The 15,628-nt window shown below is 43.9% G+C and carries 12 protein-coding genes; 11 read left to right on the plus strand and 1 reads right to left on the minus strand.

Annotated elements, in window-relative coordinates; genetic code table 11:
* Positions 1 to 2: 2 nt before the first annotated feature.
* The 11 genes from ACTWPX_RS04430 to ACTWPX_RS04480 all read left to right on the plus strand — a co-directional run bounded on the left by ACTWPX_RS04430 (position 3) and on the right by ACTWPX_RS04480 (position 13,497).
* Positions 3 to 416 carry a CoA-binding protein gene (locus ACTWPX_RS04430; protein WP_443118663.1) on the plus strand — a complete coding sequence of 138 codons (414 nt, stop codon included), beginning with the start codon at positions 3 to 5 and terminating at the stop codon, positions 414 to 416.
* 194 nt (positions 417 to 610) lie between these two features.
* The gene (parE, locus tag ACTWPX_RS04435) at positions 611 to 2,566 is read left to right on the plus strand and encodes a DNA topoisomerase IV subunit B (RefSeq protein WP_443118664.1); all 1,956 of its coding nucleotides are present in this window, start codon (positions 611 to 613) and stop codon (positions 2,564 to 2,566) included.
* A 15-nt stretch (positions 2,567 to 2,581) separates the two neighbouring features.
* Positions 2,582 to 5,041 carry a DNA topoisomerase IV subunit A gene (parC, locus tag ACTWPX_RS04440; RefSeq protein ID WP_443118665.1) on the plus strand — a complete coding sequence of 820 codons (2,460 nt, stop codon included), beginning with the start codon at positions 2,582 to 2,584 and terminating at the stop codon, positions 5,039 to 5,041.
* Between the two features lie 99 nt (positions 5,042 to 5,140).
* Positions 5,141 to 5,773: a TetR/AcrR family transcriptional regulator gene (locus ACTWPX_RS04445; RefSeq protein WP_443118666.1), complete on the plus strand. Its 633-nt coding sequence runs from the start codon at positions 5,141 to 5,143 to the stop codon at positions 5,771 to 5,773.
* A gap of 68 nt (positions 5,774 to 5,841) precedes the next feature.
* Positions 5,842 to 6,984: an acyl-CoA dehydrogenase gene (locus ACTWPX_RS04450; RefSeq protein WP_443118667.1), complete on the plus strand. Its 1,143-nt coding sequence runs from the start codon at positions 5,842 to 5,844 to the stop codon at positions 6,982 to 6,984.
* Positions 6,985 to 7,005: 21 nt separating this feature from the next.
* A complete protein-coding gene (locus ACTWPX_RS04455) occupies positions 7,006 to 8,646 on the plus strand; it encodes an AMP-binding protein (protein ID WP_443118668.1) in 1,641 nt (546 codons plus the stop codon).
* A 16-nt stretch (positions 8,647 to 8,662) separates the two neighbouring features.
* Entirely contained in the window at positions 8,663 to 10,018 is a 1,356-nt protein-coding gene (locus ACTWPX_RS04460) for an acetyl-CoA carboxylase biotin carboxylase subunit (RefSeq protein ID WP_443118669.1), read from the plus strand.
* Positions 10,019 to 10,030: 12 nt separating this feature from the next.
* Positions 10,031 to 10,243 carry an acetyl-CoA carboxylase biotin carboxyl carrier protein subunit gene (locus ACTWPX_RS04465; RefSeq protein WP_443118670.1) on the plus strand — a complete coding sequence of 71 codons (213 nt, stop codon included), beginning with the start codon at positions 10,031 to 10,033 and terminating at the stop codon, positions 10,241 to 10,243.
* A 15-nt stretch (positions 10,244 to 10,258) separates the two neighbouring features.
* Positions 10,259 to 11,167, plus strand: coding sequence for a hydroxymethylglutaryl-CoA lyase (locus ACTWPX_RS04470; RefSeq protein WP_443118671.1), 909 nt, complete (start codon positions 10,259 to 10,261; stop codon positions 11,165 to 11,167).
* Between the two features lie 3 nt (positions 11,168 to 11,170).
* Positions 11,171 to 11,953 carry an enoyl-CoA hydratase gene (locus ACTWPX_RS04475; RefSeq protein WP_443118672.1) on the plus strand — a complete coding sequence of 261 codons (783 nt, stop codon included), beginning with the start codon at positions 11,171 to 11,173 and terminating at the stop codon, positions 11,951 to 11,953.
* Positions 11,954 to 11,967: 14 nt separating this feature from the next.
* Positions 11,968 to 13,497, plus strand: coding sequence for an acyl-CoA carboxylase subunit beta (locus ACTWPX_RS04480; protein WP_443118673.1), 1,530 nt, complete (start codon positions 11,968 to 11,970; stop codon positions 13,495 to 13,497).
* 59 nt (positions 13,498 to 13,556) lie between these two features.
* On the opposite strand, the gene ACTWPX_RS04485 is transcribed toward ACTWPX_RS04480, so the two are convergent.
* Positions 13,557 to 15,518 (minus strand): AMP-binding protein, encoded by a 1,962-nt coding sequence (locus tag ACTWPX_RS04485; protein ID WP_443118674.1) that lies wholly within the window; start codon positions 15,516 to 15,518, stop codon positions 13,557 to 13,559.
* Positions 15,519 to 15,628 lie beyond the last annotated feature (110 nt).

A 15,628-nucleotide genomic window follows, 5' to 3' on the forward strand; every position in this document is an offset into this window, starting at 1 on the left:
TGATGGCTTTTCAAAACCCATCCAACGAGGAAATAAAAAAAGTTTTAGAGGAATCGAAAACGATAGCGGTAGTCGGTTTATCAGACAAACCTCACCGCACTTCATATCAAGTAAGCGAAGCAATGCAGGCTTCAGGTTATAAAATTATTCCTGTCAATCCGACAATTTCTGAAGCTTTAGGCGAAAAGGCAGTCAGCCGATTAAGTGACATCGACGAGCCGGTTGATATCATCAATGTCTTCCGGAGGTCTGAACATTTACCGGAAGTAGCCGAGGAAGCGAAAGAGATTGATGCGAAAGCATTTTGGGCACAGCTGGGCGTCTTTCATAACCAAGCTCATGAAACGTTGAAGGATAGTTCAAAACTTGTCATCATGGACGTTTGCATCAAAGTCGCACACTCGATTTATCGTTGAAAAACTGCATTTTTCTAAAAAAATCCCTGTTCATTCAGGGGTTTTTTCATGTTTTTTGGAAGATTTATGTTTGCGAAACCCTATAAAATCGCTACAATATAACAAGCGATGTTTTTTTTGAACGTTTACACAATCGAACGTTTGTTCTATCATTGAAGTAGTTGGTGTAGAAAGAGAAAGGAGCCGATGGTAAATTGTCGAATCAAAATCAAACCTATTCAGATGATTCCATACAAGTACTAGAGGGATTGGAGGCAGTGCGGAAGCGGCCCGGAATGTACATCGGGTCGACTGACCATCGCGGACTCCATCATTTGGTCCATGAAATTGTTGACAATGCGATTGATGAAGCATTGTCTGGATTCGGCCAGCAAATGACTGTCAAGCTCCACAAAGATGGAAGTGTATCGGTTCAGGACGAAGCCCGTGGTATGCCGACGGGGATGCATAAAACCGGTAAACCGACACCTGAAGTCATCTTGACCGTTCTTCACGCTGGAGGGAAATTCGGTCAAGGAGGATACAAATCCTCAGGTGGACTTCATGGTGTTGGAGCATCGGTCGTCAATGCTTTATCCGAATGGTTGGAAGTCCATATATGTAGAGATGGAGAAAAGTTTTACCAGAGATTCGAGAACGGGGGTGTGGCTGTAACATCTCTTGAAAATAAAGGGGTTACTAGGAAAACGGGGACAACGATCCGGTTCAAGCCTGATCCTTCCATATTTTCAGTGACCAAGTTCGATTTCGAAACCCTTTCTGAGCGATTAAGAGAAGCCGCATTTCTTTTAAAAGGCTTTCGGATCATTCTGATAGATGAACGGAAAGAAACCGTGAGAGAAGAATATCAATACAACGATGGCCTCGAGTCCTTCGTCAGTTACTTGAACGAAGAAAAAGATACGCTGCACCCTGTTGTTTCTTTTGAAGGAAATCACGGGGATATTGAGGTCGACTTCGCATTTCAATTCAACGATGGTTTTGCCGAAAATATTCTTTCCTTTGTGAATAATGTCCGTACAAAAGATGGCGGAACCCATGAATCCGGAGCCAAAACGGCTATCACTCGGATTTTTAATGATTATGCCAAACGGGCACAGTTGCTAAAAGAAAAGGATAAAAATCTCGAAGGAAACGATATCAGAGAAGGCTTCACAGCCATAATATCTGCAAGAATACCTGAAAATCTCTTGCAGTTCGAAGGGCAAACGAAAAGTAAACTGGGGACATCCGAAGCGCGTTCAGGTGTCGATGGTGTCGTAGCTGAACAACTCTCTTATTTCCTGGAAGAAAACCCTGACACAGCCTCTATGTTGATTAAGAAGGCCATCAAAGCGAAAGAAGCCCGGGAAGCGGCTCGTAAAGCCCGTGAGGATGCCCGCTCAGGAAAGAAAAAGAAACGTAAAGATTCATTGTTGAGCGGTAAGCTGACACCTGCTCAATCCAAGAATGCGCAAAAAAATGAGCTGTATTTAGTCGAGGGTGACTCAGCTGGCGGATCAGCGAAACAAGGGCGGGATCGCAAGTTTCAGGCTGTTCTCCCCCTGAGAGGAAAAGTCATCAACACAGAAAAAGCGAAAATTGCGGATATATTCAAGAACGAGGAAATCTCTACCATTATCCATACGATCGGTGCAGGTGTGGGAGGAGACTTCACCCTTGAAGACTGCAATTACGATAAAATCGTGATTATGACAGATGCCGATACAGACGGCGCTCATATTCAAGTCCTGCTCTTGACTTTCTTTTTCCGGTATATGCGGCCGTTAGTGGAGGCAGGTAAAGTATTCATCGCTCTTCCACCACTATACAAAGTATCCAAAGGTAAAGGGAAGAAAGAAAAAGCAGAATATGCCTGGGACGAAGAAGGCATGCAGAAAATTCTTAAAGAGTTTAAAAATGGTTATTCGATCCAACGTTATAAAGGTTTAGGTGAAATGAATGCAGATCAACTCTGGGAGACTACGATGAATCCAGAGTCGCGTACATTGATTCGTGTTACTATCGATGATCTTGCCCGTGTAGAACGTCGTGTTACGACATTGATGGGGGATAAAGTTGAACCTCGCCGTAAATGGATTGAATCCCACGTCGCTTTCGGTCTTGAAGACGAAGCGAACATTTTAGAAAACGATAAAATTCAATCATAGAAGGGGGACCTCCTGTTGGCTGAGGCAGAAAAGTTTTTAGATTTACCACTAGAGGAAGTTCTCGGAGACCGCTTCGGGAGATACAGTAAATATATTATTCAAGAACGTGCTCTTCCGGATGTCCGGGACGGGCTGAAACCCGTGCAGCGCCGTATTTTGTATGCGATGCACCATGAAAAGAATACCCACGATAAGGCTTATCGTAAGTCTGCGAAGACCGTCGGTACAGTTATAGGTAATTATCACCCGCATGGTGATACATCTGTCTATGATGCGATGGTGCGTTTGAGTCAGACGTGGAAAGTCCGTAAATCGTTAGTTGAAATGCACGGGAACAACGGGAGTGTGGATGGTGATCCGCCTGCTGCTATGCGTTATACGGAAGCAAGGCTTTCAGCCATATCATCTGAACTGCTTAGAGATATCGAGAAACAGACCGTCGAATTCATCCCAAACTTTGATGACACTCAAGAAGAACCTACCGTGTTACCAGCGAAATTTCCTAATTTACTCGTAAATGGTTCAACAGGGATCTCCGCTGGTTACGCAACAGAGATTCCTCCTCATAATATCGGGGAGGTCATCGACGCCGTAATCATGAAAATCGATAAACCTGCAGCAGAAGTTTCTGAACTAATGACGAAACTCAAAGGACCGGACTTTCCGACGGGTGGCATTATCCAAGGTGTCGATGGGATCAAGAAGGCTTATGAAACCGGTAAAGGGAAAATTGTCGTGCGTGGGCGTGCGGAAATCCAGCAACAGCGCGGTGGACGTGAACACATTGTGATTGAGGAGATTCCATTTGAAGTCAACAAAGCAAGTATGGTCAAACGCATGGACGAACTTCGTATCGACAAAAAAGTGGAAGGGATCACTGAAGTCAGAGATGAGACAGACCGTACAGGCATGCGTGTGGTCATTGAGTTGAAGAAAGATGCGAACAGTGAAGGGGTGCTCAATTACCTTTACAAGCACACGGATCTTCAGATTTCTTACAATTTCAACATGGTAGCGATCCATGAACGCACTCCGAAACTTTTAAGTTTACCGATGATGCTGGACTCTTATATTCAACACCAGAAAGAGGTTGTAACAAGACAGTCGATTTTTGATTTGAATAAAGCGAAAAAACGTGCCCATATCGTCGAAGGTTTGATGAAAGCCATCTCCATTTTGGATGATGTCATTACAACGATCCGTGGTTCCAAAGACAAAGCGGATGCTAAACAGCAGTTAATCGCCAAGTATGACTTCACCGAGGAACAATCAGAAGCGATTGTGACATTGCAGCTTTATCGTTTGACGAATACAGATATTACAGCACTGCAGTCTGAAGCGGACGAATTGCAGAAACAAATCGATTACCTAGAGAAGTTATTAGCTAGTGAACGTGAAATGATGAAAGTCATAAAAGCGGATCTCCGTTCGATGAAAAAACAATACAATGATGAACGGATGACAAACATCGAAGATGAAGTCCAAGAGCTGAAGGTCGATCTTGAAGTGACCGTCGCAAGTGAAGAGGTCTTAGTTTCAGTTACGAAGCATGGGTACATTAAACGGACAAGCCTGCGTTCGTATGCAGCTTCGAATGGAGAAGACTTTGCCTTGAAAGATGGTGATCATCTCCTTCGTTTATATGAAATCAACACAACTGATACCATTCTTTTATTCACGAACCTCGGCAAGTATCTGTTTTTACCCGTTCATAAACTTCCTGATATACGATGGAAGGATTTAGGGCAGTATATTTCAAATATAGTCCAGGTTGAAAAAGATGAGTATATCGTGGAAGCCATACCGGTAAGGGAATTCAAGGATCATCAATACCTTATATTCTTCACGAAAAATGGAATGGTCAAGAAGAGTGACTTGAATCTGTATCAAGCGCAGCGTCATTCGAAAGCCCTCGTGGCGGTTAATTTGAAAAAAGATGATGAAGTCGTCGATGTCCATCTCACAGGAGGCAATTCAGAACTGTTCATTGCTTCGAATAAGGCTTATGGTCTTTGGTATCATGAAGAAGAAGTCAACACTGTCGGCCAACGAGCCGCAGGTGTAAAAGCGATTACTTTGAAAGAAGGCGAAGAAGTCGTATCAGGTCAGGTCTTCAACGCTTCTGACGATCCTTCAATTCTGATTTCCACCCACAGAGCAGCGGTTAAACGGATGCGCTTGAAAGAATTCGAACGGACGACACGCGGAAAACGGGGAGTAATCATGCTGAGGGAATTGAAAAAAGATCCTCACAGAATAATTGATGTGCATCTCGTTCAACGTAATGATCAAGTACTTCTCATGACAGATAAGGAAGAAACCGTTGAAGTCAATACGATGGATTTCAAAGCGAACGATCGTTACAGCAACGGATCTTACGTGTTGGATACAGAACAAAAAGGCAAACTGGTTGAAGCCTGGATTAAACCTGGTTATGAAATTCCTTTTGATACAGAATCGAATGAATCAGACTGAAATTAAGAAGCGGCCCTTCACAAGGGCTGCTTTTTTTACGTTGTATTTTCAGAAAAATATGATAAAATGAATGTATATTCAGCAGAGGGGAGTTGATGTATGAGTGATTTGAAGGAGAAGATCATACAGACATCCTTAGAATTATTCGACCAGCAAGGTTTCCACGGGGTAACGGTCAATCAAATCGTGCAGGCGTCCAATACATCTAAAGGCGGTTTTTATCACCACTTTCAATCAAAAGACGAACTACTATTTGTCATCCATGATACGTTCATTACATATGTCTTGAAAGAAGCTCATGCCGCCAACGTCATCCACACCTCCCCAATACCTAAAGTCCAGGCGATTATCCAGGCGTTTGTACAGGTATTTGATTTATATAAGCCGCATATCTCGGTTTTTTATCAGGAAAGCCTTTACTTAAAGCCCGCCTATGAGGAAAAAATCAAAGGTAAAAGAGATGAATTCAAACGTATGATCTTTCACGTCATCAAGGAGGGACAGGAGAAAGGATACTTTCGTAAAGAATTACCTGTTGAAATTACAGGCATGGCGATTTTGGGTATGGTCAACTGGATTTACAAATGGTATAAGCGTGAAGGCAGTTATACGATCAATCAAATCGCAGAAGTTTTTACTGATTTGGTCCTTCATTTTTTGCTGCCGGGTAGAGTAGATGAAGATTATTTGAATCACATGATTAAAGTTCCTTTTTTTTACGAAAGCGAGTAAACGCTTTCATTATTTTTAGAAGTAAAACAGACCAACCAGTCGGTCTTTATTCCTTGAGGAGGAATCACATGAATTTTGAATTGACGAAAGAACAAGAGATGACTAGAAAAATGGTTCGCGATTTTGCTGAGAACGTCATTGGTCCGAGGGCGGTAGATATTGATAGAAATGCAGAATTTCCGCAGGACATTTTTGAAGAGATGGGGAAACTTGGTTTGCTGGGCATTCCTTTTCCTGAAGAATACGGAGGATCGGGAGGCGATACGACCAGCTATGCTCTGGCTGTAGAAGAAATAGGCAGAGTGTGTGGTTCGACAGGTCTCAGCTATGCTGCTGCTGTCTCGCTCGGTGCCAGTCCAATTTACTATTTCGGTACAGAAGATCAAAAACATGAATTCCTGACCCCGCTTGCAAAAGGGGAGGCCCTGGCTTCCTTTGGATTGACTGAACCGAATGCGGGTTCTGACGCAGGAGGAACGAAAACACGTGCCGAATTAAAAGGGGACCATTATGTCATTAATGGGGAAAAGTGTTGGATTACGAATGCTGAATATGCGAGGTCCATCACTGTTACAGCCGTTTCTGGTAAAAGGGATGACGGAAAGAACATCATTTCCGCTTTCATTGTTCCAAAAGATTCACCGGGCATGACGATCACAAGTCCCTACGAAAAAATGGGTGTCCGGGGCTCCAACACATCTGAAATTGTCTTAGAAGATGTCAAAGTACCGAAAGAAAATATCCTTGGCGATCCACAAAAAGGCTTTAAACAGTTCTTGCACACCCTTGATGGCGGACGTATCTCAATAGCAGCATTAGCTGTGGGAATCGCTCAAGCCTCCCTGGATCGTGCACTGGCGTATGCGAAAGAGAGAAAACAGTTCGGGCAGCCGATTTCAAAATTTCAGGCGATCCAGTTTAAGCTAGCCGACATGGCGATGGAAGTCGAACTAGCGCGGAATATGGTGTTAAAGGCGGCCTGGTTGAAAGATCAGGGGAAAAACTTCACGAAGGAATCCGCTTATGCCAAACTGTTCGCCTCTGAGACTGCTTTTCGATCGGCAAATCAGGCGATTCAGATTCACGGTGGATATGGATATATGAGGGAATATGAAGTTGAGAGATTTTTACGCGATGCAAAGCTGCTTGAAATCGGTGAAGGGACATCTGAAATCCAACGCATGGTCATTGCCCGTCAACTTGGTTGTTAAAAAAACGAAGGAGGAAGCCACATGCCACTTTTAGAAGAGACAGTTGGTGAATTGTTAGAAAGGCAAGCGGAGTCATATCCCGATCACGAAGCATTTGTATATCCCGAAAAAAATTTGAGAAAAACGTATTCAGAATTCAATGAGATGACGAATGAAGTTGCTAAAGGACTGATGGCCCTGGGAATTGACAAAGGGGAGCATATGGCTGTTTGGTCAGATAACAAACCTGAATGGCTTCTTTCTCAATTCGCTTCAGGGAAAATGGGTGGTGTCTTAGTAACCGTAAACACTAACTATCGGGCCCAGGAACTGGAATATCTTCTGAAACAGTCGGATGCATCGACATTGATTTTAGCCGAAGATTTTAAGGGGACGTCGTACATCAATATCCTTAAAGAAATCTGTCCGGAACTTGAAACTTCAGAAAAAGGAGATTTACAAAGCGCCCGCCTCCCCTTTTTGAAGAATGTCGTTGTTTTAAGCGAAAAATCCCATCGTGGGTGCTATACATGGCAGGATCTGCTCGACATGGGCCTGACCATCAGTGACGAAGAATTGAATGAACGGAAACGATCGCTTTCCTACAGAGATGTCATTAATATGCAGTACACTTCTGGGACTACAGGCTTTCCTAAAGGGGTCATGCTCAGTCATTACAACATTGTCAATAATGGAAACCAGGTGGCCGATTGCATGCGTCTGACAGAAGAAGACCGTTTGTGCATCCCTGTCCCATTTTTCCACTGTTTCGGTTGTGTGTTAGGCACAATGGCTGCTGTATCTAAAGGAACCACGATGGTCATTTTAGAACAGTTCGATCCAGAGAAAGTGTTGCGTGCGGTCAAGGAAGAAAAATGTACCGCTTTGCATGGTGTCCCGACGATGTTCATCGCTGAGTTAAATCATCCGGACTATGAAGAGTTGAAACCGACGACGCTGAGAACAGGCATCATGGCTGGTTCCACTTGTCCTATGGAAGTGATGAAAAGTGTGATTGATGATATGGGAGCAGAAGAAATTACGATTGCTTACGGGCAAACAGAGTCTTCACCAGTCATCACGCAAACAAAAGCCGATGACCCGATCGATCTTCGCGTAAGCAGCGTTGGCCGTGTACATCCAAATGTAGAAGTGAAAGTCATCGAACCTGCTACAGGAGAAGAAGTTGAACCGGGTATTCCCGGCGAACTATGTACTCGAGGATATTTGGTGATGGAAGGGTATTACAAAAATGAAGAAGCGACGAGTGCTGCGATTGACCTTGATGGCTGGCTCCATACCGGAGATATTGCTGTTATGGATGAAAGCGGTTATGTTGAAATCACCGGACGGATCAAAGATATGATCATTCGCGGCGGTGAGAACGTATACCCGAGAGAGATCGAAGAATTCTTATATCAGCATCCTGATGTACTGGACGTTCAAGTCGTCGGTATTCCAGATGAAAAATATGGGGAAGAGATCATGGCGTGGATTATTCCTAAACAAAATGTATCCATTAATGAAAGCGGTATCAGAGAATTTTGTTCTGGTAAAATCTCTAAACATAAAATTCCACGGTACATTACATTCACGGAAGAATATCCGATGACAGCGAGTGGGAAAATCCAGAAATTCAGACTTAGAGAAGATGCATTAGAAATGATGAATCTGAAATCTTAAAAGAGGGGTGATCGTTATGTTTACAAAAATATTGATCGCGAATCGTGGGGAAATCGCTTCCCGCATTATTAGAACCTGTAAGAGATTGAACATCAAGGCTGTTGCTGTCTATTCAGAGGCAGATCAAACAGCACCTTATGTACAGCTTGCTGACGAAAGTTATTTAATAGGGAAACCCCGCGTCAACGAATCATATCTGAACATAGAAAAAATATTGAAAGCAGCAAAAGAATCCGGAGCGGAAGCCATTCATCCCGGGTATGGACTGCTTAGTGAGAATGCAGAGTTCGCGCGTCAAACAGAAGCGGCCGGACTTACTTTCATTGGGCCGGATGCGGATGTGATTTCTAAAATGGGTGATAAAATCGCTGCCCGTGCAGAAATGAAAAAGGCCGGGGTGCCTATCATACCCGGAACGGAAGATGCCGTAGCTACTGCAGATGATGCTAAACAACTGGCTGCAGATTTCGGGTACCCGGTCATGCTGAAAGCAGCAGCTGGTGGCGGTGGTATTGGTATGCAGGCTGTTTACAACGATGAGGAACTTGAAAAAGCTTTTGAAGGGAACTCGAAACGAGCCCAGGCGTTTTTCGGTGATGGAAAGATGTTCATCGAAAAATTGATTGAGGATCCAAGACATATCGAGATCCAGGTTTTAGCAGATTCTCATGGCCATGCTGTCCATTTATTCGAAAGGGAGTGCTCCATCCAGCGACGTCATCAAAAAGTCGTAGAAGAAGCTCCTTCCCCGGTGCTGACAGATGAGACACGTCAGAAGATGGGGAAGAGTGCGTTACAGGCTGTGAAAACATTAGGCTATACCAATGCAGGGACAATCGAGTTCCTTGTGGACGATGATGAAAACTTTTACTTCCTGGAAATGAACACAAGGCTGCAAGTCGAACACCCTGTTACAGAGCAAATTACAGGCATCGATCTAGTAGAGCAGCAGCTCAAAGTAGCCGCAGGAGAGAAATTATCTATTGAACAAAATGATTTGGTCATCGATGGTCATGCGATCGAAGTACGGATTTACGCCGAAGACTCAAATACTTTTTACCCATCACCTGGTCAGTTGACTAAATTGACATTGCCCGAGGGGCCGGGGATCCGTCATGAGCTCGCTGTAGAAGGGAACTCCCAAGTCACACCTTTTTATGACCCGATGATAGCAAAATTGGTTGTTCACGGCGAAGATCGTCAGGATGCGATCGATCGACTCATTAAAGCGGTCCACACATATGAAATTGAAGGAATCAAATCGAATCTCACTATGCTGAAGCGAGTCATCACTCATGAAAAATTCAAACAGGGTGAAACAAAAACGACTTTTATCCAAGATTACTATTTACCGACTTTGACAAACCAATGAGGAGGAAGAAAAATGAGCGAAATTAAAGCATCAATGGCAGGAAGCGTATGGAAATTAGTTGTAAAAGAAGGAGACGAAGTGAGTGACGGTCAGGATATCGTCATTTTAGAGTCTATGAAAATGGAAATCCCTATTGCGGCAGAAACATCAGGGGTCGTGAAAGAATTGAAAGTTGGAGAAGGTGATTTCGTCAATGAAGGCGACGTCATTGCGATCATTGAATAAATAGGAGCGGATCACATGCTGGTATTGCCAGATAAAGTAACCATCAAAGAGGTCGGCCCAAGGGATGGGCTGCAAAATGAACCAGAGGAAGTCCCTTTCAAAGATAAGGTTGCCTGGATTGACTTATTATCAGAAGCGGGTTATCCCTATATCGAGTTCAGTTCCTTCGTCCACCCCAAGTGGATCCCTCAATTGAAGGATGCAAGAAGTGTGGCGACATCGATCAGACGTAACCCTGAAATCACCTATGCTGCCCTTGTGCCTAATATGAAAGGGCTTGAGGCTGCATTAGAAACAGGAGTGGACGAAGTTTCTGTTTTCATGTCAGCAAGCGACACTCATAACAGAAAAAATATCAATAAATCGATAGAGGAAACCTATCCAGTTTTAGAAGAAGTCGTCAAAATGGCGAAACAGGAAAGCAAAACAGTGCGCGGGTATGTGTCTACTGTTTTCGGCTGTCCTTATGAAGGTGATGTTTCTGTTGAACAAGTAGCTGAGGTGAGTGAGAAATTACTGAGTATGGGAATTGACGAGCTTTCTCTTGGAGATACAATCGGTGTTGCGAATCCGAAGCAAGTAGACAACGTCTTACCAAGGCTGCAGGAAAGACTTTCTTTCGATCGGATTGCGATGCATTTTCATAATACGAGAGGGATGGCTTTAGCGAACGTACTGGTCTCTCTTCAACATGGCATCACTACATTCGATGCTTCCTTAGGCGGTCTCGGAGGTTGTCCGTATGCCAAAGGAGCTTCAGGTAATTTAGCGACAGATGACCTTGTGCATATGCTTCATCAGATGGGGATTGAAACAGGGATCGATGAGCAAAAGTTGAAAGAAGCAGGAGATTATATTCAAAAGGTGTTGAAACAATCTCTTCCCAGTCATCAAATGCAAGTCTTGAATAAAGAAAGGGTGTGACAGATGCCATCACTTGTATCTTTAGAAGAGGTTGAACCACATGTCTATTTATTAATGTTGAAGCGTCCAGAAGCTGCGAATGCTCTGTCAATTCGTCTGTTGGATGATTTAGCTGAAAAAGCAGAAGAAATTAAACGGCGCCCTGAAATTCGTGTCGTCTTAATCACAGGTGAAGGGAACAAAGCCTTTTGTGCTGGAGCAGATTTGAAAGAGCGCTCAACAATGTCTGATGATGAAGTCATTCAAACGGTTCGGAAAATCGGTGACACCATCCGGCTGGTAGAAGAAATTCCAGTTCCGACCATCGGACTTCTCAATGGTGTAGCATTTGGCGGCGGGCTGGAGCTTGCTCTCGCCTGTGATCTCCGCATCATGAGTACATCAGCAAAAGTCGGATTGACAGAAACTTCTCTTGCTATCATCCCAGGTGCGGGCGGGACCCAAAGACTGACAAGATTGATTGGTCTCGGGAAAGCAAAAGCGATGATCTATTCGGCTAAAGCTGTGGAAGCGGATCGCGCTCATAAGCTCGGTCTTGTTGAATACATCCATGAGCCGCAATTCCTCATGCAGGAAGCGAAAGATTTCGCTTCTACCATCGCTCGCAATGGGCCAGTAGCGATCAGACAGGCGAAGAAAGCGATTAATGAAGGTTTTGACACAAAATTGGAAGATGGATTGAAGATTGAGCGTGCCTGCTATGAAAAGACGATCCCTACTTCCGACCGGATCGAAGGCCTTCAAGCTTTTAAAGAGAAACGGAAGCCTGAATATAAAGGAGAGTAAAGGTGGAGAAAACGATGTCTATAAACCAAACATTAGAAGAGAAAACCAAAAAAATCGCTTCTGGCGGTGCTGATAAATACCACGAAAAGAATACGGAAAAAGGAAAAATGTTCGTGCGGGAAAGACTGAATCTATTATTCGATGAGGATATGGATGTTGAAGATGCTTTCTTTGCGAATTGTCAAGATGAGTCCCTGCCAGCAGATGGAGTCGTTACCGGGATTGGAAGAATCAATGGAGAGAAAGTATGTGTGATGGCGAATGATTCAACAGTCAAAGCGGGATCATGGGGAGCACGGACGGTTGAAAAAATAATCCGTATTCAGGAAACTGCTTTGAAATTGAATCTTCCGATGCTTTACCTGGTAGACTCTGCTGGAGCCAGAATTACAGACCAAGTGGAAATGTTTCCGAATCGCCGGGGAGCTGGACGGATCTTTCATAACCAGATCAAGCTCTCTGGCCGTGTGCCTCAAGTGTGTCTGCTATTCGGCCCCTCTGCAGCTGGTGGTGCCTACATACCAGCCTTCTGTGACATCGTAGTCATGGTCGATGGCAATGCCTCTATGTATTTAGGCTCGCCGCGAATGGCTGAAAAAGTGATCGGAGAAAAAGTATCCCTTGAAGAAATGGGCGGTGCGAACATGCATTGTTCTGTCTCCGGTTGTGGAGACGTTCTAGCTAAAGATGAAAGTGATGCGATAGCTTTTGCTAGAAAATATATGGGTTACTTCCCGCAAAGTTATCGTGAATTGCCTGCGAAACAAGAATCACTGCAGCCGGCAGCTTTCGACAAATCCATTAAAGAGTTGATCCCGGAAAATCAAAATGCTCCATTTGATATGTATCAACTGATCGAGCGCCTGATCGATGAAGATAGTTTTTGTGAAATCAAGAAAAAATTTGCTCCAGAACTTATTACAGGATTATCAAGAATAGAAGGACGTCCTGTCGGTATCATCGCGAATCAGCCTAGAGCTAAAGGTGGCGTATTATTTCCAGACTCAGCGGACAAAGCAGCGAAATTCATCCAGTTATGTGACGCCTTCAACATTCCGTTATTATTCCTTGCAGATATACCGGGCTTCATGATCGGCACGAAAGTGGAACGTGCTGGGATCATCCGGCATGGTGCGAAAATGCTTTCTGCCATGAGTGAAGCGACCGTTCCTAAAATTTCAGTCGTTGTAAGAAAAGCATATGGTGCAGGATTGTATGCAATGGCAGGTCCAGCATTTGAACCGGATGCTTGCCTGGCCTTACCTACTGCACAGATAGCCGTGATGGGTCCTGAAGCTGCCGTGAATGCTGTTTATGCAAATAAGATCGCTCAGTTACCAGAAGAAGATCGCCCTGCGTTCATTAAAGAAAAGCACGAGGAATATAAAGAAAATATTGATATATACCGACTCGCTTCTGAGATGGTCATCGATGATATCGTCCAGCCGGACCGACTCCGAGAAGAATTGTCGATCCGTTATGATTCTTACGAGACGAAGGATGTATTATTCACCGAAAGGAAACATGGTGTATATCCAGTTTAAAGCGCCTGGACCACCAAAAAGCCCTGGATCAAAATCTGGTCCAGGGCTTTTTTATGTGGTTAAGTGCTAGTTGATGTGCCTTGTCCGATACGACGGATTTGTTCAACGCTGTCCGGATTTTCTAAAGCACTCAAGTCACCAGCTGGTTCATTCAGATAAGCCGTTTTAATAGCACGTCTCATAACTTTGGCATTCCGGGTTTTCGGGAGATCATCGACTATGAACAGTTTTTTCGGAGCTAACGCTTTTCCGAGCTTTTGTTCGAGATGATTTTTCAATTGTGTTAATAAGTCTTCTGATGGTTCTGTATCCGGTTTAGTAACGACGAAAGCAATCGGTTCTTCGCCTTTTATATCATGTGGAACACCGACAACACCTGCTTCAATGACTGCGTCATGCTCTACAAGGACCGATTCGACCTCGGCAGGGCCTAACCGTTTACCAGCTACATTCAAAACGTCATCTGATCTTCCTGTAATTGTGTAGTAACCTTCTTCGTCTTTGATGACCCAATCCCCATGTACCCACGTATCCTTGAAGCGGCTCCAATATGTTTGCTCATAGCGTTCGTCATCTTCGAAAAAGCTGTTTGTCATCCCGACCCATGGTTTAAGCAGGACAAGTTCACCGACTTCATTAAGAAGCGGTTGGCCGCTTTCATCAAATACATTTACATCCATCCCAGGGAGGGCAGCATTGAAAGTGACAGGCTGTATGGGCTTGACCAGAACATTCCCTAGAATCCCGCCGGATATTTCTGTGCCGCCTGAATAATTGAAAATCGGTACTTTTTGATTTCCAGCATGCTTGAATAACCAGTTCCATGGTTCTGTATTCCATGGCTCGCCAGTAGAGCCGATCAGTTTCAATGAGCTCAAATCATGTTTTTCAATCCATTCTTCCCCGTGTTTCATCATCGATCTTATCAGTGTTGGAGAAATTCCCAGATGGGTCACTTGATAATTTTCGACTAATTCCCATAAACGATCAGGTTCTGGGTAATCCGGAGTCCCTTCAAACATGACGATGGATGCACCGTTCATCAGGCCTCCGTAAACGAGGAAAGGTCCCATCATCCACCCCATATCTGTATACCAGAACAATGTGTCATCTTTTGTGACATCCATGCAAATACCGGCATCAAAAGCCGATTTGATCGGAAAACCGGCGTGTGTATGCACCGCACCCTTCGGTTTTCCTGTCGTACCGGAAGTATAGATCAACATGTAAGGATCATCAGCCTTTTTCACTGCAGCCCTGTAAACGGTTTCATTTTTTCGCAGATGAGACCATGGCAAATCGCGATATTCGTTCCAATCTATTTCAATGCCTGCCCGTTCTACTACAAAGACATGCTCTAATGATGGACATTGATCAGCAGCGAAGTCGGCTTCCTCTTTCATTGGAATCGTTTTGCCTCGTCTATGAAAGCCATCAGCAGTTATCAGTGCTTTCGCTTTCGATGCTTGGATTCTGGTGGCAATCGCATCTGCTTTGTATCCTGAGAAAGCAGGGGAAAAGACAGCCCCGACTTTGGAGACAGCAAGCATGGCGATCAGCGTTTCAGGAAGCATCGGCATATAAAGAGTGACGACGTCTCCGTGTGTAATACCGTTATTTTCAAGACCATTTGCAATCGCATTTACTTCCTGTTGAAGTTCTTCATAGGTATATTCACACTTATCTCCATTGTCTCCTTCCCAGTAAAGAGCGACATCATCTTTTTTAGAAGGATCTTCTGCCCATTTATCCAATGCGTTGTGGGCTACGTTCATTTCACCTTCGACGAACCAGTTGGGATAAGCAATCCCATTTGATGTATCTAACGTTTTTTTGTATGGAGTGTACCATTCAATTCCCAACTCCTGGACTGCTTCATCCCAGAGCCACTCAATATCGTTCACGGATTTTTTCTGAAAGTCCTCGTAATCAGTATAACCATGTTTCTTCATCCATTGATAAAGCCGTGTTCTTTCTTTTTGTTCTGCTGTAGGTATCCAGGCGTTTTCATATGTACTCATTATATCTCCTCCTTTTTTCAGAAAAATCCTACTTTTATTATACCTTAAAGAAACATCGGGATGAACGGTTGTACATTTTTCACAAAGAAATTATCTGTCGAATATTGCAA

This window comes from Halobacillus sp. H74, assembly GCF_052246715.1.
Taxonomy (GTDB): Bacteria; Bacillota; Bacilli; order Bacillales; family Halobacillaceae; genus Halobacillus; species Halobacillus litoralis_A.